Source organism: Synechococcus sp. PCC 6716, from assembly GCF_022570815.1.
In the GTDB taxonomy this organism is placed as follows: Bacteria; Cyanobacteriota; Cyanobacteriia; order Thermosynechococcales; family Thermosynechococcaceae; genus Thermosynechococcus; species Thermosynechococcus lividus.
On record NZ_JAKLTU010000029.1, the window covers coordinates 1 to 22344 of the forward strand.

Annotated in this window: 22 protein-coding genes and 1 pseudogene; 7 read left to right on the top strand and 16 right to left on the bottom strand. The window is 53.4% G+C overall.

What is annotated here, in order from left to right; genetic code table 11:
- The coding region (locus L5220_RS11245) for a helix-turn-helix domain-containing protein (RefSeq protein ID WP_499573679.1) at positions 1–89 on the bottom strand (89 nt) is incomplete at its 3' end.
- Between the two features lie 79 nt (positions 90–168).
- On the opposite strand from L5220_RS11245, the gene tnpA reads away from it, so the two are divergent.
- A complete protein-coding gene (tnpA, locus tag L5220_RS11250; RefSeq protein ID WP_499573635.1) occupies positions 169–591 on the top strand; it encodes an IS200/IS605 family transposase in 423 nt (140 codons plus the stop codon).
- Positions 592–682: 91 nt separating this feature from the next.
- Here the strand turns inward: tnpA and L5220_RS11255 are convergent, their stop codons facing one another.
- On the bottom strand, positions 683–1975 hold the full coding sequence (locus L5220_RS11255) for a DNA methyltransferase (protein ID WP_499573636.1): 1293 nt from the start codon (positions 1973–1975) through the stop codon (positions 683–685).
- Between the two features lie 131 nt (positions 1976–2106).
- Positions 2107–2694 carry a Uma2 family endonuclease gene (locus L5220_RS11260; RefSeq protein ID WP_448514930.1) on the bottom strand — a complete coding sequence of 196 codons (588 nt, stop codon included), beginning with the start codon at positions 2692–2694 and terminating at the stop codon, positions 2107–2109.
- Positions 2695–2974: 280 nt separating this feature from the next.
- Between L5220_RS11260 and L5220_RS11265 the strand changes: the two genes are divergently transcribed.
- Positions 2975–3877 carry a S1 family peptidase gene (locus L5220_RS11265; RefSeq protein WP_448514931.1) on the top strand — a complete coding sequence of 301 codons (903 nt, stop codon included), beginning with the start codon at positions 2975–2977 and terminating at the stop codon, positions 3875–3877.
- A gap of 55 nt (positions 3878–3932) precedes the next feature.
- Complete coding sequence (locus L5220_RS11270; RefSeq protein ID WP_499573638.1) at positions 3933–4664, top strand: DUF928 domain-containing protein; 732 nt, start codon at positions 3933–3935, stop codon at positions 4662–4664.
- Here L5220_RS11270 and L5220_RS11275 read toward each other — a convergent pair.
- From L5220_RS11275 to L5220_RS11300, 6 genes are read right to left on the bottom strand one after another with little or no spacing between them, the layout of a single operon-like run.
- The gene (locus tag L5220_RS11275; RefSeq protein ID WP_499573640.1) at positions 4661–5920 is read right to left on the bottom strand and encodes a metallophosphoesterase family protein; all 1260 of its coding nucleotides are present in this window, start codon (positions 5918–5920) and stop codon (positions 4661–4663) included. The two genes, L5220_RS11270 and L5220_RS11275, sit on opposite strands and share 4 nt — an antisense overlap.
- Positions 5921–5936: 16 nt before the next feature.
- Complete coding sequence (locus tag L5220_RS11280) at positions 5937–7391, bottom strand: CIA30 family protein (RefSeq protein WP_499573642.1); 1455 nt, start codon at positions 7389–7391, stop codon at positions 5937–5939.
- Positions 7381–7989: a tRNA (adenosine(37)-N6)-threonylcarbamoyltransferase complex dimerization subunit type 1 TsaB gene (gene tsaB / locus L5220_RS11285; protein WP_499573643.1), complete on the bottom strand. Its 609-nt coding sequence runs from the start codon at positions 7987–7989 to the stop codon at positions 7381–7383. Before tsaB ends, L5220_RS11280 begins: the two co-directional genes overlap by 11 nt.
- Before the next feature lie 10 nt (positions 7990–7999).
- Entirely contained in the window at positions 8000–8170 is a 171-nt protein-coding gene (gene psb34 / locus L5220_RS11290; RefSeq protein WP_099799116.1) for a photosystem II assembly protein Psb34, read from the bottom strand.
- Between the two features lie 52 nt (positions 8171–8222).
- Positions 8223–9389: a bacteriohopanetetrol glucosamine biosynthesis glycosyltransferase HpnI gene (gene hpnI / locus L5220_RS11295; protein ID WP_499573645.1), complete on the bottom strand. Its 1167-nt coding sequence runs from the start codon at positions 9387–9389 to the stop codon at positions 8223–8225.
- A complete protein-coding gene (locus L5220_RS11300) occupies positions 9386–10219 on the bottom strand; it encodes a beta/alpha barrel domain-containing protein (protein ID WP_099799114.1) in 834 nt (277 codons plus the stop codon). Before L5220_RS11300 ends, hpnI begins: the two co-directional genes overlap by 4 nt.
- Before the next feature lie 126 nt (positions 10220–10345).
- Here L5220_RS11300 and L5220_RS11305 point away from each other — a divergent pair, with 126 nt between their 5' ends.
- Both L5220_RS11305 and L5220_RS11310 read left to right on the top strand, forming a co-directional pair.
- A complete protein-coding gene (locus tag L5220_RS11305) occupies positions 10346–10792 on the top strand; it encodes a hypothetical protein (protein WP_448514938.1) in 447 nt (148 codons plus the stop codon).
- Positions 10793–10905: 113 nt separating this feature from the next.
- Positions 10906–11103: a hypothetical protein gene (locus tag L5220_RS11310; protein ID WP_499573647.1), complete on the top strand. Its 198-nt coding sequence runs from the start codon at positions 10906–10908 to the stop codon at positions 11101–11103.
- 11 nt (positions 11104–11114) lie between these two features.
- On the opposite strand, the gene L5220_RS11315 is transcribed toward L5220_RS11310, so the two are convergent.
- The 5 genes from L5220_RS11315 to L5220_RS11335 form a co-directional block, all read right to left on the bottom strand.
- Positions 11115–11318: a hypothetical protein gene (locus L5220_RS11315; RefSeq protein ID WP_448514940.1), complete on the bottom strand. Its 204-nt coding sequence runs from the start codon at positions 11316–11318 to the stop codon at positions 11115–11117.
- A gap of 417 nt (positions 11319–11735) precedes the next feature.
- Positions 11736–12797: a tRNA preQ1(34) S-adenosylmethionine ribosyltransferase-isomerase QueA gene (gene queA / locus L5220_RS11320; protein ID WP_499573650.1), complete on the bottom strand. Its 1062-nt coding sequence runs from the start codon at positions 12795–12797 to the stop codon at positions 11736–11738.
- 28 nt (positions 12798–12825) lie between these two features.
- Complete coding sequence (locus L5220_RS11325; protein ID WP_499573652.1) at positions 12826–14715, bottom strand: PP2C family protein-serine/threonine phosphatase; 1890 nt, start codon at positions 14713–14715, stop codon at positions 12826–12828.
- A gap of 117 nt (positions 14716–14832) precedes the next feature.
- Positions 14833–15255: an ATP-binding protein gene (locus L5220_RS11330; protein WP_099799110.1), complete on the bottom strand. Its 423-nt coding sequence runs from the start codon at positions 15253–15255 to the stop codon at positions 14833–14835.
- A gap of 6 nt (positions 15256–15261) precedes the next feature.
- Positions 15262–16218, bottom strand: coding sequence for a branched-chain amino acid ABC transporter permease (locus L5220_RS11335; protein ID WP_499573654.1), 957 nt, complete (start codon positions 16216–16218; stop codon positions 15262–15264).
- 164 nt (positions 16219–16382) lie between these two features.
- On the opposite strand from L5220_RS11335, the pseudogene L5220_RS11340 reads away from it, so the two are divergent.
- Positions 16383–16780 (top strand): annotated as a pseudogene (locus L5220_RS11340) (helix-turn-helix domain-containing protein); the annotation flags it as partial.
- Positions 16781–16901: 121 nt separating this feature from the next.
- Here L5220_RS11340 and L5220_RS11345 read toward each other — a convergent pair.
- The gene (locus L5220_RS11345) at positions 16902–18536 is read right to left on the bottom strand and encodes a GGDEF domain-containing protein (protein WP_499573655.1); all 1635 of its coding nucleotides are present in this window, start codon (positions 18534–18536) and stop codon (positions 16902–16904) included.
- A 253-nt stretch (positions 18537–18789) separates the two neighbouring features.
- Entirely contained in the window at positions 18790–20850 is a 2061-nt protein-coding gene (locus tag L5220_RS11350; RefSeq protein ID WP_499573657.1) for an ABC1 kinase family protein, read from the bottom strand.
- 57 nt (positions 20851–20907) lie between these two features.
- Here L5220_RS11350 and L5220_RS11355 point away from each other — a divergent pair, with 57 nt between their 5' ends.
- Complete coding sequence (locus tag L5220_RS11355) at positions 20908–22341, top strand: circularly permuted type 2 ATP-grasp protein (protein ID WP_499573659.1); 1434 nt, start codon at positions 20908–20910, stop codon at positions 22339–22341.
- Positions 22342–22344: the final 3 nt, after the last annotated feature.

Here is a 22344-nt window from a genome sequence, read left to right on the forward strand (position 1 = left end):
AACCGCACACAGCCAAAGTGGTGAGCAAAGCATTGCTCCTGTTCCTGATTCGGGTAGATGCGAAATTTGTAGGCTTTGTTAATCAGCATGACTGTAGTGCGTCCGTCCTAAAAACTATACTATAGGTGTGCAGTTACTGGCAATATGCAGGGCAAGGGTTTAACCGCTATGAGGCAAGATGGTATACAGGTCAAGTCAACGCGCCACGCCAAGTATCAATCAGGGCACCACTTTGTCTGGATACCCTTTAAGCGGCGCAAAATCTTTCGAGATGAGGCTATCATTGAGGCCACGAAGCGGTATATCCGAGAGGCGGCGGCGAACAATGACATTGAGATTGAGGCCATCGAGATTGACCGCACCCTGATAGACCACGTTCACGTTTTTGCATCATTCCCGCCTAGAATGTCAGCGTCTCAAGTCGTGAACATCCTGAAAGGCTACAGTTCACGGCATCTTAGGATGGAGTTTCCCTGGCTGAAGCAGCTCTACCAAAAAGATCCGCTTTGGGCTAGGTCGTTTTATTGGGGAACCCGTGGCAATGTGTCGGCTCAAACCGTTAAGCGCTATATCGAGGAGTGCCAAGGTTGATCAACTCTGCCGCTTTGCAGCGGCGCGGGAACCATTCTGTATCCCCGACCTGAAGGAAGGGGGTTTATCTGGTTCCCGTGCCCTCCATTTTCTATAAGGCTTCATCACTAAAAGGATAGGGATAATTTGGCAGCTCTCCGGGCCAACGCAGCATAACCACCTCTTCTCTAACGTGCTCTTTGGTAATGGTTGCCGCACGAGTACGGAAAAGATCAATGCCACAGACCTCATAGCCCAATCCACTGGCAATCTCTGCTAAGAGATGACCGGTGCGAATCATCACCCGCAAATAGGATCTCTGATCGCCAACAACGTAGGCAAGATACGCTCCTGGCCGTAACACATAGCGTAAATCAGCAAGATGCTTAGCCATGCCGCCAAAGTACAACTTAACTGCACGGTGATATAATCGTTCAAAACCGCTGGTTTTTCCTAATTTAATTCGCCGATCTTCAATTTCCTTAGCGATCGCCTGTATGCCCGCATGTTTATTAACCCAGCGATCGTCTGAATCAAGTTTATAGATATTGCGTGTATTAGATCGGATGAGATTTTGCTTAAGTGCACGTAAATCAGCTTTGTTCTTGATAAATCCTAGGAGAACCGATTCTAATCGAGTCGTTCTCGTATAGTCCTTTTCATTAGGATAGGGCGGTGAGGTAATCACTGCATCGATAGACTTGGGTGACAAGGCTGGTAAAATTTGCCGAGAATCCGCACGATAGATTTTACTGGGAACAGACATTAAGGGTGCCAGTTGAGGCAAATCGTTTGCTATCCTGCTGACCTCCTCAAGCCACGCTTCGACCACTGGTGCATCCTCCTTTTGTTTACCTACACCAACCTCTGGTCCAAACCGCAGATTACTAATTGATGTCACTAGCGCTTTAGCCAAAGCTAACTTAAGATGGCAGGAATAGCTCTGCTCAGGATAGCCTTCAATAGCCTCCAACAAAATAAGGGTCTTATGGAGCGGGAGTGGGCTAATAGAGTTTTTCAAAAGCAGCCTATAACTCTCCTCCGGTAGGGTTCTCAGAGGTTCACCGTGAATTGATATAGCGGCTTGCGCTCGGGTAGCAATTTCGAGGGCTATCTCCAGTAAGGTATGAGGATCCGGCGTCCAATCCAGCTTGGTTGTTCCGGCAAACCATGCCATCGGGTTTGCTTCAATCCCAACACTAGGAATACCTAGTTTCTTACACTCCACGACTGTTGTGCCTGTTCCACAAAACGGATCAAGAACTTGCTGTTGTGGGCCAACGTCAAACTTGGCTAAATAATCTTGCACTAAGTGAGGCGGAAAAGACAGGACAAAGCGATACCAATCGTGAGCCGCGAGATCGTCTAAGCGTACGTGGTTGATTTCAGGTCGGCTGTAGTCCATTCCCTGAGCTGCATTGTTCTGTAGGGGGGGCAGAGTTTTAATAAGATAACTGATGGGAGGGTCAGGACGCTATAGGGGTGGCTCTGCATAACTATCGCAGGCGACCTGAGTCGTTCTGTATAACCCATCGCTTAACCTTCTGCAGGCGCTGTATCAAAAGTAATATCCTCATAGCACTGCTCGATCGCCACGCTTAAGCCGATACTTTTTAGTTCCACGCGATCGCCCCCTCGATAGCTAAGAATCAACCAGTCCCCAGCATCGTTGCGATGATAAATATCGATCGCCATCTCATCAGAACTCACTAACACATAATCAATCAAATTTGGATTGCGGCGGTATCGTTCAAACTTTTTGCCGCGATCATAGGCCTCTGTGTTAGGTGATAAAACCTCGACAATTAAGCACGGATAGGTGATATATAAGGGATGCACTTGATCCCTCTCATCGCAAGTCACACTCAAGTCTGGATAGGTATAGTTAGTTGTATGGAGAATATTAACCTTCAAATCGGAATTGAACACACGGCATTTACTGCCGCGCAAGTGGGCTTTGATCAACCCTGCAATATTTAATTTAATCGCGCTATGATTTTGCGTGCCGCCAGTCATCGCATACACTTGGCCATCGATCAGTTCGTGCTTTTCGGGCTGGTGTTCTTCCCAAGCAAAATACTCTTCAGGGGTAAAGTACCGCTGCTGTTCTTTGGCTGCAACCATAAGAATCTCTAATCCTAAAGCATTAATATCAGCCTAAACCTCATGGCTTAGCCCCTGCAAATGCTCTCGACGGTCATGCTGTGCCACACCGTAAACACGTTCTACACCGTGTATTCAGAGCCAAGGTTGGCAAGTTATTTTCTAGCCTGTTTTATTCCTAGCAAAAAATCTAGAGTATGCTAGCGCATCGCTTCGAGCAGAACGTTGATCGCCATCACCGCAGAGGAACTGCTTGCCGTTTACAATCGTCCTAACGTTGTGGTTTTGTGAGTTAGGGCATATGTGGTATTCACGGGTCGGCATGGGCGCGATCGCCGCTGCCAGTATTTTAGTGGCACCCCTCCCCACTTGGGCGCAGGTGCAACCCTTGAGCGGAGAGCGCATTAACGAAATTGCTCGCAACATTACCGTACTGATTGTGGGCAAAGACTCCCACGGCTCTGGTGCCATTATTTCCCGCTCAGGTTCCACCTACTATGTTCTCACCGCCAAGCATGTGGTGAATCGTAAGGATAATTATCGGGTGATTCCCGTGGATCAACAAGCCTATGCCATTGATTTCAAAACCATCAAGTTCTTACCCAACAGCGATCTGGCGGTTGTCGAGTTTACCAGCGATCGCACCTATGACGTTGCCACCCTCACTAACTCCGATCTAGCCAAAGAGGGGGCGCAGGTATTTATTTCTGGCTGGCCGCAGCCGGGTGGCAGTGGTCAACTGGTGCGCCAGTTTACAGATGGCCGCATTTCTGGCTTTTTAATTGAGCCGATTGACGGCTACAAGATGATTTACACCAACGTTACACGGCGGGGGATGAGTGGCGGGCCGGTGTTGGATGGCGCAGGTCGGGTTGTGGCGGTGCATGGACTAGGGGACACTGAAGACCCCCGTACCCTTGAGCGCCAAGGGTTAAGTCCCGAAGCAGCCTCCAGCATTGCTAGCCTCATTAAACCGGGGTTTAACTACGCCATTCCCATCAATACCTTTTTGACCAGCGCCCCAGCGGCAGGGTTATTTTTGTCCCTTCAGGTAGATAATCAGGTGCTTGCTGACACCAGTGCACCAGTGGTGGTCACGCAGCCCGCTCAACCCGACAGTCGCGATCGTATTGAGAACATTAATTCAATTCTGAATACGGTGAATACGGGTGTTGGGGTGATACGCAGTATTTTTGGCTTCTAGTGTCCCTGTTGAAAAATCAATTAGTGGATGCTGTTATTGTTGAGGATTAGTTGTTATGAGCATAAAGCTAATTGCCCTTCCCTTCAGTTTGGCTATGGTGCTAATGGGGGCGATCGCCCAAGCGTCGTGGGCGAATTACCGTCCTCCTGCAAACATTGGCAAGCCCGGTAACCGTGAAGGGGCCGCCACCCGCATTGCCCGTCCGACCCTACTGCGCGAAAGTACAGGTGGTACCGACAGTTGTATTGTGGAACCGCAGCAAACCGTGGTGGCGCTGGTGCCAAAGGATAATAATGGCCTCAGTAGTACCCCCTCGCCAACCCTCTATAGCTATGTCCCCGCCAATACTGGTGCAACCCTCACCCTCAGCCTCCTAGATACCCAAGGAACAGAGCTATACAGCCAGCAACGCCCTGCCCCCACTACCGCTGGCATTATTGGTTGGCCGCTGGCAAATGTGTCCCTCAAGGATGGCGTGGACTACCAATGGCAACTGACCCTCACCTGTAGTAACGGCACCACTGCCGTGAAAACAGCCAGCTGGCTTCGTCCTATGGCTCCTAGCCCTCAGCAACAACGGAATCTGCAAGCCGCTACTGATGCTGCGGGGGCATTTGCTGCCGCTGGTTACTGGTACGATGCCCTCAATCAACTGGCTCAGGAACGCCTCGCCCAACCGCAGGATGCCGCCCTGAAGCAAAAATGGCAAGCCTTGCTGCAGTCCCCAGCGGTGCAGTTACCCCAGCTTGTCAATGAACCGGTGCTGGCATTTCCACCCCAACCTTAAGCCTTGGGAGGGATAACGCTGCCAAGGCGATCGTAGAGATCATCAATGCTACTGCTGCCATCAAGAAGCTGGGCTTTGAGGTGCATTAATTCCTGGGCAAGGGGCTCGGCCTGCTCGCGGTACTCCGCCACACTGGCGAGCAGATCGGCAAAGACCTGTTGCTCAATAGTGGCGCGTTGGGGCACCTCTCCTAGCTCCCCTTGATAGCTCTGGTAGTTCACAGGGGCAGCAGCAAACACGAGCCGGAAAATAAAGGCACCCGATTGATCCTGTAATTGTTGCTGGAGCGATCGCACCCCTAGTTCACTGCGCTCAAAGCCCACATTCCCCTCGAGGCGTACTTCGACAATTGCCTCTGGCAGTGCAGATTGGTGTTGCTCTAGCAACGTCTGTAGTTTCACCTTAACGTTGGCTGCGGTGTCATTGGGGGTTAGCTTCAAACGATAGCGGTGAATCGACCGTTGCCAATAGTCCCGTTTTAAGTCTGCCGTGATCTGCCCATTGTCAATCGTTACCAAGAGCACCCCCCGGGGGGTTTGTTCTTGATTCTCGGCAATGGAGTTGGCTTCGACAGAGCCGGGGTTAAAAATCCAATTTTCAACGGTGTAAAAGCGGTGGATATGTCCCAGCGCCAAATAATCCMCCCCCGCCTGCCGCAGCGGCAGGAGATCGTTGTAGCGCAATGCCCCTTGGTAGCGCGCAATCTGGCCTTCGAGGCCATGGTGAAACAGCATAATAGTGGTTCCCGGCGCTGGGGGCAGGGTTTGAATTTGGCTGGCTAAGTGCTTAATGGCTTGCGGCGCACTGGCACCGTACCACTGCGAGCCAATCACCCGCACCCCGCAGGGCAGATCAATGTAGCCCCCCCGTGCCAATTCGGCATCCCAAGGTTGCAAGCTGCCCGCCTCATCGGGTTCGAGCAGATGCAAATACCCTCGTTCACACAGGTAGCGCAGCCAATTGGTTTTTACACCGTAGGGGCAGTTATCATGGTTACCTTCAATGGCCAGCACAGGAATATCAGCATCTTTGAGTTTCTCTAGGACGCACTCCGCTTGGTTGAGGATCCCTGGCGTAATCAACCGCTCCTCAAACAAATCCCCGGCAATTACGACAAAATCGACCGACGCTTGCAGGGCATAGCGCTCAATACTGCTGTTAAAGGCAGTGAAAAAGTCCAGCGTGCGAGCGGGGTTCTCCTGTCGGTACTTGTTAAACCCCAGATGAACATCGGCCACATGGAGAAAGCGGGGCATGGTCTAATGTTTGTTCCTAGGGGCGATCGCTAGGGAGTTGGGCAAGGAGCGCCGACCAAGAAGGTGTGGTGCCTGCGGCTTGATCTGTTGCCGCCACTTCTACGGTTCGGTAGCAGGCAGTGGGCAGGTTTAACAGCGCAACAAGGAACTCTGCTAGATCAGCCCGGCTGAGTTGCCCCGTCAGCGTATCGCCATGGTCAAGACGCAGGTGTTGCCCACCGGGGTTATCAGTGAGGCCACAGGGGCGGACAATGGTGTAGGGCAAGCCACTCTGACGCAGCATATTTTCTGCCGCCAATTTCCATGTGAGAATACCCCCCAACTGGTCGTTGTACTGTACCGCTAAGGGCTGGCGCTGGTCTCCTACGTCCGATCGCCCGGGGCGCGTCACCCCTGCTGAACTCACGTGAATGATCTGGGGTAGAGGTGAGCCACCGTAGGCATGGATAGATTCTAGTTCAAGGCTAAAGGCGCCCGCCCGAAAGTGAGGGTTAAGGGCACCATCATACTCAAACTTACTGAGCATGAGTTGCAACGAGTAGATTTGCCCCAAATTCAGAGGAGAGGCATCCGTGGCGGTGCGCGCCCGCACCACCGGAATGAAATGGCTAAAGGGCAGGGTCACAGTTATCCATTGATCCGCCACCGTGTCAAAGGAGATGGCATAGCCCACGCCATCCCAAGCCGGATCACTGCGTAGGAAACATTTATAGCGCTGGCCATCCCCGCGCAGGCGCAGTTGCAGACCAGTGTACCCTTGGAGGTTGAGGGGAGGAGTCAGGTTACGGGTGCGAATGGAGACAAACCCTCCGGAATTTGCTGTCGAGACTGTTCCGGTAAATAGGGCACTGTGTTCCCTGAGGTAGAACTGGCTGGCGCTGACCCCGCCCATCACAACATCGTCTAGTGCCCCCCATACTTCCTTGAGGGGAGGCGTAGGATAACGATAGTCAAACAGGGGGTAGGTGGTGGGCTGCTGCTGAAAGTAGGGCTGGGCGCGCTCTAGCAGGTGGCGCATGCCGTTAAATTCAACGGCTTCGGGGCTGTCGCCAACAATTGCCAGTCCCGGCGGGGGCGCATCAGGCTGGGGCTGAATCACTGTGCCGATACAGTGAATGACGGCGCGGCTGCCCTGCATCAGATCCGTTGGCAGGGGTTGGGTTATATCGGCAACGACGATCTCCACCGCAGACTGCGGCGGTAATACTTGCTCTGCCTTGGGGCGATCGCGCACCAGTGCCCGCACAGCATAGCCTTGACGCAGTAAAGTATTGACAACTGCTTGACCGGTTCTGCCCGTTGCCCCTGTTACCACCACTAAGCCACTGCCACGGTAGGCGGGGGAGGTCAATAGGTCCGGAAACAGTGGGGCAAGCATGGGACGGAGCGGCTCTAAACTACCCACAAAGGGTAGGGTTTGAAAAAAGCGTAGGGTGTCGAGAAAGCGACTGAATTCCCAATTATTTGCCATAGAGTGGAACCACACTAGACCAGTGGGGAAGGGTGCCCCCTGACCTCAGTGTATCCTGCCAGTGCCAAGCTGCCCATGTGAGTAGGGCATGGCCATAGTCTGCAGGCGCGGGTGCTGTCAGCAACTCGTAGGGCATCGGCCAGGTGGCCAGCAGCTCCTCAGATTCAGCTTCAGTGACGAGGCGATCGCCCCACACTGCCTTGAGGGCGGAGTGTTCATAGCGATAAATGCCGACATACTGGTGACCCTGCTGTGCAGCGCGTGAGACAACACCATCCCTAACCCTTAGGTGCTGGCGGTGGTGCCAAGCCATCACCCCAAGGCTGGAAAGACCAATGAGGGGAATAGCCAACTGCTGCGCTAGGATGCGAGCTGTCACGACCCCTAAGCGTGTTCCCGTAAAGCTACCCGGGCCACAGCCCACGGCGATCGCCCCCAATGCTGTCCATTGCCGCCCTGCCATCACAGCGCCTAGACAGGGATGGAGTTCTGTGGCCAGTTGCCGCCCCAGTTCCCATGTCCTAACATCGAGCACCGTTTCAGTGGCCAGATCCCATAACCCGGCCACTAGGGTGGCATCACTGGTATCGAATCCCAAACACAGCAGACTAGCTGACTCCTACGGCGATCGCCATCAGCCCTGCCACTAACACTAGCACCCCTGTCACCAATAGCGCGGCGCGTACCTTCTGTTGGGCTGTCCACGGCTGAGCTTGATACACCTTTGGCTCAACCGCAAAATTATTTAGGCGACCGCCCTCCTCAGTTGTGTACGGCATCGAAACAAACCTCAATCAATTGTTACAGTGGAGCTATTCTAGCAAGCAAACTTTACTCACCCCGAGGGTTCTTAACAATTTCTTGTACTTGACCATGGCGATGCACCTGCAACCAGCGCCCCCGCCAGTAAATGCGGTTGCCAAAACAGCCCAACAGCCAGATTACTAGGCTCATCACATCTCGCAGCGGCAGTAGCCATAGCCACAGCAGCAAGCGGGGTGTCCCCATGAGTATCATACTCACGATTGCCTGTAGCCAACGGATTCCCTGGACTGCCAAACAGAGGGTTAACGTCCAAACGCTGGGCAGCAGCCCCCACAGGAGGGCGCTATACACCGTCCCAAAGGTAAACACCATGCCAAAGTACTGTTTACCGCGATTGGAGCGAATGGTGCGACACCACCGCAATTCCCGCTCTACTGCCTTGAGAAGGGATTCATCGCTACAGTCATTGTCCAGCACATAGGTCGAGAGTTCAACCCGATAGCCTGCTTCCCAAGCGGTGTAGCCTAAACGGTAGTCATCCCCAACCCGATTGAGGGCAATCTCTAGGCCGCCAATCGTTTCGAGCACTTCCCGCCGCAACACCACCGTTGGCCCAATCGCAAACCGCAGGCCATCATCTAAAAAGCGGGCAATTAAGACACTGGGAATAAAGTCTATACAGCGTCCCATGGCCAAGAATGCAGCACCTAGGCGCTTTGGGGAATGGTCAACATAGCCACAGGTCACCACGCCAATGCGGGGGTCTGCCAAGGGGGCGGTAATTTGGCGGAGATAGCCGGGGGTCACTCGCACATCACTGTCCGCCAGCACAATCACCTCATGGTGGGCATGGGGCAACATCTGCGACAAGTTACTCATTTTGCGGTTAATCCCCCGGATTTCGTCGCAAAAGTACCAGCGGGCACGCTCTGGAAAGGTTTGGCACAGGTCTTTGAGCACGGGTAAGGCTGGATCGCTGAGATCTTGAACCCCAAAAATCACTTCGTAGTTAGGGTAGTCTTGCTGACACAACGATGACCAGTTTTGCCATGCACCGGCATCGAGGCCACACACAGGCACCAGCACAGAAATAGCGGGGGCTGGATCAAGGGGTTGGGGGCGCGATTTGCTGAAAAACCGCAGCGTCAGCAGCCCAGCTACAAGGTAAAACCCGCCACCGGCAAGGCTGAGGAGGCCAAGAAGAACCCCAAGGCTATGTAAAACAAGGGTCATGGAGCTGCTGTGATCGTGCCGCTACTGGGGGAGCTAGCACTCGCGTAGGGTTTAACGGGAATCCGTCCGGCTAGGTAGGCCAACCGCCCGGCTATGGTTGCCATTGCCATTGCCTGTGCCATGGCAGCAGCATGTCCCGCTTGGGCGATCGCCGTATTGATGAGCAGGGCATCGGCTCCCAATTCCATCGCAGCGGCGGCCTCACTGGGGGTACCAATGCCAGCATCAATCACCACGGGCACCCTTGCTTGGTCAATAATAATCTGAATATTGGCGGCATTGCGTAAGCCTTGACCCGATCCAATCGGCGAGGCTAGGGGCATGACTGTGGCACACCCCACCTCTTCGAGTCGCTTGGCCAGCAGCGGATCTGCATTGATGTAGGGTAAGACCGCAAACCCTTCCTTCACCAATTGCTCGGCTGCCGCTAGGGTGCCAAAGGGATCCGGCAGCAAGTATTTAGGATCCGGAATAACTTCCAGCTTGACAAAGTTATTCTCCTCTTGTCCTAGGAGCTTGGCCATCTCGCGCCCTAACCGTGCCACCCGAACCGCGTCTTCGGCGGTTTGACAGCCAGCGGTGTTGGGCAGTAACCAAATCTTCTGCCAGTCAAGGGCATCCACCAAGCCTTCATGGCCAGGGGCATTGGTCTGCACCCGTCGCACCGCCACAGTAACAATTTCGCACTCACTAGCGGCTACACTGGCTTGGAGGTCGGCGATAGAGCGGTATTTACCAGTCCCAGTCATGAGGCGGGAGCGAAACTGCCGTCCCGCAATGGTTAAAGGGCGATCGTGCAAAAGAGATTCGGGAGGGTGAACAGTAACCATATCGGGCAAAAAAAGCCTGAGAATTCGCCTTTCTACCATATCAGGGTTGAGACACCCCCCGCTGCTCCCACGAGAAAGTTGTGGCAATATAGAGACACCATTACGATAGGAAGGCGGATTTAGCAGATGGCACACCTTGGCGACAATGCCGCTATTCAGGTCGCTGATCGCCTGCTGCGTCAGTACGGCTTCGACCTTGATGGTGCCTCCGTCGAGGCCATCCTTGATCGCTGGCTGCGCCACTTTTCGCCCCGCTGGATTCGCCTCGCCTTAATTGAAGCGCTGTACCTCGGTCGTTATAAAGCAATTTCTGTCGAGCAAATTTTAGAATTGTGGCAACGGCGTGAGCAGCCCATTTACCACTTTAATAGTGAGTTTGAAGCGATTATTTGCCACCCCCTGTCCCCCCTAGTCCCAAACTCGGAGCCATGTCCTTCTCCTACGCATCCAAAGGTGGAGACAGCCATTAGCGAATTTCACCCCAGTATTGCCGGAGAACCCTTCATCGCAAAGCTAACCAACCTTATGCAACAGTGGACTGGCCAAGAATCCACGCTACAACAAGTCCCGTGAGCCACTTTTGCAACAAATCGTAACATTGCATACACCACGCCTAGGACGCCTGCGGTATGGTAGAACCATAGGCAAATCCTTTTTCTGAGTCCAAACTCACTAGGAGTATCTCTATGGATATCCCCGTTGCAGCAACTGCCACAGATTCCCGCGAGGTTTGGGACTCTTTGAAGCGGGCGATCGCCCATAGTTCTGGTTTTCAACGGTGGCTCAGCGAAAAGCACTCTGCAATGAAGCTAGAACAGCCCTTTGATCTCGATGCCTGTGTAACCGCTTACTTGCGCCAAGCGCTGGAAACCTTAGCCTACTAATCTGGCGTTACTTAGTTACCGCGTTGCCGTAGGTTCTGCAAGATCGGATTTCGCTGGGTCGGCAACTCATTATAGTAGGCACTGCGGTACGCCCAAAAGACGTAGCCCGCTAGCAGGATGTTCAAGCCAACAATCAGCAATAGCTTGATACCGCTGATGGGGTGAAGTTGCGGGGTGTTGATGTGCTTTTCGCGACTGGAAAATTGAACCGTCATGGCTGCTCTCTCGAATGCAACAGTCCCAGAGCTTGCCATTATCAACAGTGATTAAGTTTTGGGACAGAAAATAATGGCAGCATTCCGGTTGCCCCTACTATAGATCGCCCCCCTCAGGTCGCCAAGGTTCTGAAACATTTTTTAATTGGGTTGGCAACAAGAATACATACCTTCCAAAAACCATCCGCTCCCAAGTACGGACTTAGGAGCGGTCTGGTGGTCATGTTTGGATAAGACTGCTAGGAGAACTCACACCTTAACAGATGTTGATCCGCAGTGTTAGTGGAGAACAATCCTAGGCTACAGCCCCTGTACTCCGAAACGACGACCCAAGCGTTTACTACTATCTGCCATGGGCATCACCTCCATCTCCCTGAACGGTACCGTTCCAAAACAACTGCTCTTAGGATAGCACACTCACGCCGGACTCTGCCAAGCAGTCGGTAAAATCAGCATGGCATCGCCAAAGGAGTAAAAGCGATAGGCTTGGGCAATGGCGTAGTCATAAAGCTGCAAGAGGCGATCGCGCCCAATGAAGGCACTGACGAGCATCATTAAGCTAGAGCGCGGCAGATGAAAGTTGGTAATGAAGCCCTCAACAATTTTTGGCTGATAGCCCGGGTAGATATAGAGGTCACTTTTGCCGCGAAAGGGCTGAAGTTCACCGGACTGAGCTGCGGTCTCTAGGGAGCGAATCACGGTGGTACCCACCGCAATAATGCGTCCGCCCGCCCGCTGCGCCGCCTTAATTTTGGCAACGGTGGCCGCAGACACCTCAATCCACTCTTGGTGGAGGCGGTGCTGGCGAATGTCGTTGACCTCTACGGGGCGGAAGGTGCCAATGCCAACATGGAGGGTAATAAAGCAGTGGTCAATGCCACAAAAGGCTAATTTGCTCAGGAGGTCTGGGGTGAAGTGCAGTCCTGCGGTGGGGGCTGCTACTGCCCCCGGACGTTGGGCATAGACGGTTTGGTACTGTTGGGGATCTTGGATGGGGGTTTGGATATAGGGGGGCAGGGGAATGTCTCCCACTTCATCGAGGTAAGGCCAGAGGCGATCGCCTGGGGGTAGATCAAATTCAATGACTCGCCCGCGGGTGGCAGGATCGATCGCCTGTACGGTGGCCTGTAATGACCCCAGTTGAATCACTGCTCCGGGGCGAAGTTTGCGGCCAGGTTTGACCAGTGCCAACCACTGGCGATCGCTGAGTTCTTCGAGTAAAAAGACCTCAACACTGCGGCCGGACTCCCCCACCTTGTGCCCCATCAGCCGCGCCGGAATGACCTGAGTATCATTCAGCACCAGTAAATCTTGCGGTTGCAATAGTTGTGGCAGTTCGTAAAACCAGTGATCGCGTGCGGTCTCGCGATCCACCACCAACAGACGAGCGTGATCGCGAGGCGTGGCAGGCTGCTGCGCAATACGCTCTGGGGGCAAATAGTAATCGTAAGCATCTAGGGAAAAGTCAGTCAGGCTCATCAAAACCTCAGTCAGCACAGGAGAACTGTCAATCGGCCAATACTGGTGTAGGGGAGGGGTTCACATCCATCATCTGGGGGCGTTTAAGACTCAAGACCGCCAACAGTGATAATCCTGCGGCAATTAGACCCACCAGCACCAGCAGTAACGGCCACTGTTGCCGTGTTGCTGTTATCCGACGGACAGGGGGAGCCGTCAGCGGGGGAAGCAAGGTTTCACCGACCGAGGAGACCGTTACCGCCAAGTCGTCGCTGTGGTTTTCGGGGGGGGTATAGGTCATGGTGATATCTGTTACCTCTGGCAGTTCGTCGCTACAGACCATCCTGCTGTAGTCTGGCTCAATGGCACCGTGGGAGGTGCTAACGTGGCAGTGGATGAGGGCAACGGTGACATTGTCGTGGCCATTGGCACTATTGGCTAGCTCGATGAGGCGATCGCCCGCCACCTCAAGGCTGATGTCTCCTTTGAGCACCGGCAGGAGATACCGACGCCAATAGGTTTCTACCCGATTAAAGTCACTTAGGCCATCGGAGCACAGGAGCAGGATCCCCTCTTCATCCAGCAAAAAGCGCTCCACCGTGGGGTAAAGATGGTGAGACGGTGCCATCCCAAGAGCTTGCACAAGGGAGCCGCCGTAGGGATGCTCAAGAGCCTGATGGTAGGTACTCATCCCCAAGCGGACATCGCGGCTTGCCACATCGTCATCGAGGGTCAACTGATAGCAGCCCCAATGGTTAATCCAGTAGGCACGACTATCGCCAATGTGGGCAAGGTAAAGATTGGCGTGCTCAATGAGGGTACCCACAAGGGTCGTTCCCATCCGTTGCCGTTCGTGGCGATGCTCAGAATCGTTACGCGCACTGATGGCATCGTTCGTGCGATGAATGGCGTTTTGAATAGCCTGCTGCACCTCTTCTGGATTCGTGTCGAGGAGGTTGAGTGGCTCCAGAGCCTCCACTAAAATTGAAATGGCTAAACCGGAAGCCACATCTCCCCCTTCGTGCCCCCCTACCCCATCACAGACCAAGGCTAACATCCGCGACGCATGGTTGAGGGCGGTACCGTGAGGCGGGTAGCAGCTATCTTCATTTCGGCTCCGGCTTGGGCCTTGATCAGAGCGGGTAACAATATCATAGTGGTATTGATAGTCCAGATGGCTCAGAGCCTGCTGAAACAGTGTTTCAATGGTTGAGCGTACCGATTCTGGGGTTACCTCTTGACTGTGCTGCATTTGCTCACACAGCATCTGAAATGCTTGGTCAAAGTTGTCGTCTCGATCCGCAAAGCCAAAGTGCTCTTGCCAAAAGGCTCCCAGCATTGCCAAGGTGGGATCGGCCCCAACCTGTAGTTGCAGCAGCCGCACTAAGGAGCCTTCTGCTCGCAACAGTTGGGGGTTCAGAAGTGTAACTGCCACATTCTCTTCTATCAGGGCAGGCCACAGGGAAATAATTTGCCATAACCAACTCAATCGTCGCACGACGCCAGCCTTTTGCCAAATGCTCGTCAGCGGTGCAGCATGGGTTAAGCCGGGGGTGCTTTGGGCACCGTTAATGTCGATACAACTGACGGGAGCGTGCTCAAGCAGCAGCAATTCCCCTGCCCCTAGCGACAGTGCCCCAAATAGTTCGGGGACGTGGGGACGTTTGGGAAAAAGCTTCAGGTAGGGGCGATACAGTTGCACTGTGTTATCGATGCCGGGGGCAGGCTCACCGGGGAAGAGGTCTAGCAGTAGGTGTTTGCCCTGCACCAGATAGCGATCGCCAACAATAGCCCCGATCTTATAACCATCTAAACTAGAGCCAATCGCCCACAGATAACGCTTCAGAAGAGGGACATGGCAATGACTACACTCTTGATTAGTAATGGGGTTCGCCGTGCCACACTCGGGACAGGTAAGAGTGACTAGGGGCTGGTTCATGGAAATTTGCGGCCTAAAAACAGCGGATGTTTAAGGGAAGCGATTATCGGCACAACTGCTCTAGTCTCTATGGTAGCCCTTACGTCCTAGCCACGTTCAATCCAATAGAAATCTAGGCTAATGGGCTAGGTGAGCAACCCGTTTTCGCAAGGTTAAACAATTCCCGCCCGTTTCACTGGGCCTATAGCTTAGCTCATCCACGATGGTAGCTAATAGGCGCAAACCACGTCCGCCTTCGGCATCCACAGCAATTTGGGCGGGCAACTGTTGCAAATGTGTCATCAAATCAAAGCCCTGCCCCTGATCCCAAATGCGCAGCTCAATCATTGTCTGGGTTAGGGATAACTCGACTCGAATCGGGGTTTCCTTGGGGCGATCGCGGTGGGCATGGCGCACAGCATTGGTAAACCCCTCGGCCAAGGCTAGCTCGAGCTTTAGCCATTCTTCAAGGGGAAATAGCGGTGGTTGATAGCGGTTGAACCACTCTAGCAGTGCCTCAAGCTCGTTCAAGTCGCTACTGAGGGTTAAGGAAACAACCATAGGGATTCAGTGTAACAAATCCTTTCGGATGTGCCGCCAGACCCTCAACCGAGATTGAAGTTGCCGCCAACGGGGCGGTTGACACACCCCCTGCGGAAAAAAGCAGGTGCCCAGCACAATCAACCCACCGTAGAGAATCATCCGCCCATCGCGTAAAAAGGCTGCAATCGCCGTTGGCAGTTGGGGTTGATCCGCCAAACCACGCAGCAATTCAGGGAGGGCAGTAAAGACCATACCGCCAACCACCGCCCCAATAAAGGTACGATTGCCGCCAATTAACACCGCGGTCAGGGCAATAATCCCCGTGTCGAACGTCCCTTGGCGCGGGTTCCACGTATTCAGTAAATGGGCACTTAAAACCCCTGCCACCCCCGCTAGCATCGCGCCAAGGGTAAACCCCAACACTTTGTAGCGAGTTGCATCAATGCCAAGGGTGGTGGCCACTAGCTCATCGGCACGAATCGCCTGCATCGCTTGCCCCGGCCGGCTGTACTCAAGGCGGCCAATGGCGATCGCCACCACCACTAACAAGGGCAACGTCAACCACAGGTATCCCAAGGGTTCGCGAAACGGCTGCGGCACCCCAAAAATACCGATCGCCCCCCCTGTAATCTCTAGATTCAAGGCCAAGACCCGCAGCACTTCCACCAAGGCGATCGTAGCAATGGCAAAGTAGATTCCCCGCAGCCGCAGCACGGGCACGCCAATTCCCCAGCCCAATAGGCCACAACATACCACCGCCAAAACCAGTTCCACCGCCATACACCACAGAGGGTAGGGTGTCACCGCTGAGAAAACCCGAGTTGAGAGAATTGCCGCAATATAGCCACCAATGGCATAAAACCCAGGACTAGCAAGGGAGAGCTGACCACTCATGAAGGGCAAGTAGAGCGACAACGCTAGTAATGCCCCCAGAGTCATGGACACAATTAAAAAGCCGTAGGTATTCAACCAGTGTGTCATAGGGGTAGTTCTAGAACGGACACCTTAATCCAAGTTTGTGACATCCCCCCGACACTGACCCTACGGGTACAGCGCGGGACGTATCGCTCTCCGAACCCCTCATTAGTTAAAGCTTATTAAGCTAATATAGGAAATAAAGTACTCAAAGGTCAGGAGAGTAGCATATGCCAACCCACTCCTTAGATTTACGGCGCAGGGTTGTGGCGGCCTATCAAGCGGGCGGAACCTCCATCCGGCAGGTAGCAGAGCGGTTCATGGTGACCAAGAGAACCGTACATCGATGGGTTCGGCAGTATCAAGAGACACAGGACTTAACCCCTAAGAAAGTGGGGACAAAACGAATTGGCATTCTAGATCAAAACTACAGCAAGGTGATGGAGATTATTGTAGCCTATCCAGACAAGTGCCTATGGCAGTACCGAGACATGATCAGCGAGCAGCTAGGGATTAATGTCAGTACAGTCACGATACATAATTTTCTAAAAAAGCATGGGTTGACATTAAAGAAAAGACGCTCCGCCGTGCCAAAGCCAACGATCAAGAGGCACAAAAGCGGCGGTTAGAGTCCTAGCAGAGCATCAGCAATAGTACCACTAGCAAAAATCCGTGGTGGTCTTCGCATAGCGTGCCGAAGGCATAGCGATGCGCAACCGAAGGGAGCAATTCAGGTGTCATTAATCTATTTAGATCGTTGCCGTGGCAATCTGACAGCGGCCTGCGGCCTTGGCTTGATAAAGTGCCTCATCTGCTGCTTTCACCAGTTCTAGGAGAGTGGCACCATGGTTGGGATATTGGCTCACCCCTGCACTAAAGCTGACCTGGAACCCCTCTTGATCCGACACAGGGAAGGTATGGCTGCGCAGACGCTGTAAGCACATCCCCAATCGCTGTTCTGCTACCTCTAGGGAAATTCCGTACAAAGCTACTAAAAACTCTTCTCCACCCCAACGAGCCACTACATCCTCCATGCGTAAGGATTGCCGCAGAATGCGCGCTGTCGTCACCAAGACCTGGTCCCCCAGATCATGGCCGTAGGTATCGTTAATACGTTTGAAGTAGTCTAAGTCTAAAACTGCGAGACACAGCGGTTGCTGCTGCCGATCTGCCAACTGCAAAAAGCGTTCAATATCCTCGGTGGCCTTGCGACGGTTGCACACCCCAGTGAGCGGATCCACCTCCGCCAACCGCTTGAGGAGCCGTGTACGCTCAAGGCGGTTGATAATGCGTGTCATTAGCTCTGGCCCGACAATCGGCTTATTCACAAAATCATCGGCACCAGCGGCAAAGAGTTGGTTCACAAGTGCCGGATCGGTGGTTGCGGTGAGAAACAAAATTGGTAGGCGACTCCAGCGGGGGTCATTGCGTACAACTTGGCACAGTTCAATGCCATTGATGCCGGGCATTTGCACGTCGAGAATCACTAATTCTGGATGGGTGGCTTCCAAAACATCCCAGAATTGATCTGGATCTTGTAGGGACGTGACACTCATCCCCCACGGCTCAAGGAGCCGCTTGAGAATGGCTAAGGTGACCGGATCATCATCCACCGTTAGAATACTGGCGGATGTCACTTCCTGCGGCTGCAACAGTTGTTCGAGGGTTTGCAGCAGTCGCTCCATATCCACAGGCTTGTTGAGGGTAATCCGCGACCCCAAGCGAATGGCGGCAAGGCGATCGCGCCATGTGTCGTGGGCCGTGAAGACCAACACAGGAATTGGCGGACGATGCTGGCGTAACTCTTGTAAAAACTCGCGGCTTGTGGCCTCGTCGGGAACCACTTCTGGATTGAGAATCACGACATTGGGGGCAAAGTCTTCAACGTAGGCTTTGACTAAGGGCCAACTATCAATGGCTACATAACGAAACCCAGCATCGGCGGCATGGCGTTCTAGGGAATGTACTAAGGCGGCATCGTTATCAATGTGCAGCACCAAGGGCAGACCAGAGTCATGATTGGTTTTTAGCCTAGAGGTGGCGATCGCGCTCAGAAGAGGCTTGACCACGTGAACTAGGGAACTTTGACTACAGGGATAACGGTAGTAAATGACTTGATCGTCTGGCTGCCTTGGAACTTCGCTGCGGGTCAATACCAAAATTGGCTCCTGAAAGCCATGGCTGCGCACCTGCTGACAAAAACGCTCCACCGTTGTCTCTAGGTGTGCGTCATCTACAATCAGCAACTCATAGCGACTACTGGCCAATATCCCCCAGAGGTCATCGGCTCGGGCAACTACGTCAACCCGCTGCTCTGATGCACTCAGCATGGTAACAAGTGTGGCTGCTGTCGTCTCATCATCGTGATACACCAAAATGCCCATAGCACTGCTTCAACCCCAACTGGTATTACCCTATCGCTTCCCAACAGTTCTGCTCAAGCTGCCCAAAGACTTGGTGTTGCTGGATAGCGACTAGGTTCAACGAGGGCGAGAGGGAAATGGAGAAAGACTGTGCTGTTGGCGGTAGGCCATGATGGGCTTGTAAAGGCGCTCTTCTTCTAGCTCAAGGGTATCTCCACGATAGTGAGGTGGGTTCATCGGGACATCTCCAAGCCCCCCGCGGGCGGGGAGAAGGTCAGTTGGTTGCCCCGGTGGATTGCAGTTGAGGTTTTGTATCTGCTAAAAAGACTTCCCGGACAAAGCGGGCGATCGCCCGTTGGAGGAGACCATTGACAATTCGCTGTCCCATCTGCTGCAATTCTGGGCGGAGGATAATTTTCAGAATCGCAGGAATAATCTTCATCACATCAAACCCGGGGGTGTCCTGCAAAATACTAAAAATCCGCCGCAAATGCTCAAGGGCATTGGGTTCGCTGATAATGCTTGGGGCGCTACTGGTGGGAACGGGGCGGGTAACCAGCGGTAACATCTGCGCCACATTGAACTGACCCACCGTTACCCGTGCCCAAGTATCCAAACTCTTGACAATTTCATCGGCAAGGCGATCGCGATAAAACTCACCCCGCTCAGAAAATAAAAAGTCAAGGGCTTGTTCGAACACCACATTAAAATCGTAGTCACGGCTTTCGCGAGCATTGCGCAGCAAATTCTCAAGGCGGGTCCAGCGGAATTGACCATCCTTGAGCAGCAAGTTTGCCAAGCTAGTGCGCAACTCCGGCGCTGAATCGGTAAGGAGCCGTTTGGCAATGTACGGATAGGCCGCACTGAGCACCTTGAAGTTTGGGTCCACGCCCATGGCAATCCCTTCCATCGTGAGTAGCGATCGCACAATTAAGGCATAGTAAGCGGGCACCTGAAACGGATACTCGTACATCACTTCCGAAAGGCGATCAAAAATGCGCTGAATATTCAACTCAGCCACACTTGCCCCTAGGGCATCCTCAAAGACCAGCGCCAGCGCCGGAATAATTGGCTCTAGATTGGTATCTTCCGCCAAAAACCCTAAGCGCACATAGTCATAGGCAAGACTTTCGTACTCGCGGTTGACAATATGAACAATGGCATTCAGTAAACCGTAGCGCTGGGCAGGTTCAATCTCGCTCATCATGCCAAAGTCAAGGTAGGCGAGTTTACCATTGGGCATCGCCAGCAGGTTGCCGGGGTGTGGGTCTGCGTGGAAGAAACCGTGCTCCAGCAATTGCCGCAGGGAACACTGTACCCCAACATACACCATATAGCGGGGGTCGATCCCTTGGGCTTGAATTTGCTGTGGCTGGTTGAGCTTGACCCCCGTCACCCATTCCATGGTCAGGACGCGGCGGCGGGTATAGTCCCAGTAGATTTTTGGAATATAGACATCGGGTAGATGACCGTAGAGGCGGGCAAAGCGCTCGGCATTACGCCCCTCTTGGGTATAGTCCATTTCCTCAAACAGCCGACTAGCAAACTCATCTAAAATTGCCACCAAATCGCTGCGAATTTCTTTGATGAGGCGTTGAGCCCAGTAGGCCACCCCTCGCAAAATGTAAATGTCAAGGGTAATACTTTCAGCAAGGCCGGGGCGCTGCACTTTGACCGCAACTATTTCACCACTTTTGAGGCGACCGCGATAAACTTGCCCTAAGGATGCCGCCGCAATGGGCTGATCACTCAGGTCGGCAAACAGTTCCTGGGGGGGCGCCCCGAGTTCCTCCTCGATAAAGCGAAATGCAACTTCATTGGGAAACGCCGGTAATTGATCTTGGAGTTTCGTCAGTTCTTCAAGGTAAACGGCAGGCAACAGGTCTGGGCGGGTGGACAGCGCCTGCCCCACTTTAATGTAGGCCGGACCGAGGCGGGTTAGGGTGTCTCGCAGGGCGATCGCCCGGCGATGTTGATTTTTCTTCCCTTGTCCTGTGAGGTTATCCCACCAGCGATTGAATAGCAGCCAAAACACCGGCCACAGAATCTGCACCCAACGGCTGATCACCAGCAAGGGGCGTTGCCGATAATAAGCCGCGATCGCCTCCGGATCGTAGGGCTGAAACTCATCGTTGGCATTGGGTAGCGCTTCAGCAGCGATCGCAATGTCTTGGGGAGACTCAGACGCAGGGGGTAAGGCCGTGTTCATAGGGACGTGGGGATAACGCTGTAACGTATTGTAACAATTGACTTGGCTAACGTCTCTGTGAGGAGCACCGGTGCTTACGTCATTGAAGCTAGTACAACTTTGTACTATAGGGAAATAGACAAACATGGAAGCTAGGATACTTGGGAACGTCCAAGGATGCTGAGCAGCAGTGGAGAGAGAATAGTGGAACTCGATAATTACGATCCGGGCGATTTTTATGATGAGTGGTTTATTGCCCGCGGTCAGCCACGACCGTTTATTGAGCCTCTCTTACGGCGGGTGCGATCGCTGCCAGAAGGAGAGCTAAAACGGCGCCAAACCACGGCTCAGCAGGTCATGTTTAACATCGGTGCCACATTTACGGTCTATGGCTCTGAGGAGGGCACCGAGCGGATTATGCCCTTTGATATTTTGCCGCGAGTGATTCCGGCGCAAGAGTGGCGGCAGCTTGAACAGGGGCTCAAGCAACGCATTCAAGCGCTGAACTGTTTTATTGCGGATGTCTATGGCCAGCAAAAAATCATTAATGATGGCGTGATTCCCCGGGAACTCATCGAGTCAGCCAAGGGCTATCTGCGTGCTTGCCACGATCTAAAGCCACCCGCAGGAATTTGGTGCCATATTACGGGAACTGACTTGGTGCGCGATCGCGACGGCACATGGTATGTCCTTGAAGATAATTTGCGCTGTCCCTCTGGCATTTCCTATGTGCTTGAGAATCGACGGGTGATGAAAAGTACCTTTCCACTGGTATTTAAGGAGTTGGATATCCAGCCGGTGGATGAGTACGCCAGCCATTTACTGGAAACCCTATTGAACCTAGCCCCACCCGGATTGCCGGATGCCACAGTGGTGGTACTGACTCCGGGGATGTATAACTCAGCCTATTTTGAGCATTCTTTTTTGGCGCAGCAGATGGGTGTCACCCTTGTGGAAGGGCGGGATTTGGTGGTGGCAGATGGCTACTTGCAAATGCGTACCACCAAAGGCTTAAAACGGGTGGATGTGGTCTATCGCCGCATTGATGATGATTTTATTGATCCGGCCGTCTTTCGATCGGACTCGATGCTAGGGGTGGCAGGCTTAACAGAGGTCTATCGTCAAGGACGGGTAGCGATCGCCAACGCCTTGGGCACTGGTGTTGCTGACGATAAAGTGATCTATGCCTACGTTCCCCAAATGATCCGCTACTATCTGGGGGAAGAGCTGCGGTTACCGAACGTCCCCACCTATCTGTGCTGGGAACCGCAGCAACTCGACTACGTGCTCCATCATTTAGATGAATTGGTGATCAAATCTGCCAACGAGTCGGGGGGCTACGGGATGCTCATTGGCACCCAATCCACAGCTAGTGAGCGGGCTGAGTTTGCTGAGCGCGTGAAGGCTAACCCCCGCAACTATATTGCCCAGCCTACCCTGTCTCTCTCGCGGGTACCGACCCTCCTCGGCGATGAGATTGTTGGCTGCCATGTGGATCTGCGCCCCTATATTCTCTATGGCAAAGAGATTTACGTGCACCCCGGAGGACTCACACGGGTTGCTATGAAGCCCGGATCCTTAGTGGTCAATTCCTCCCAAGGAGGTGGCAGCAAAGATACTTGGGTATTAAGCGAGTAATGA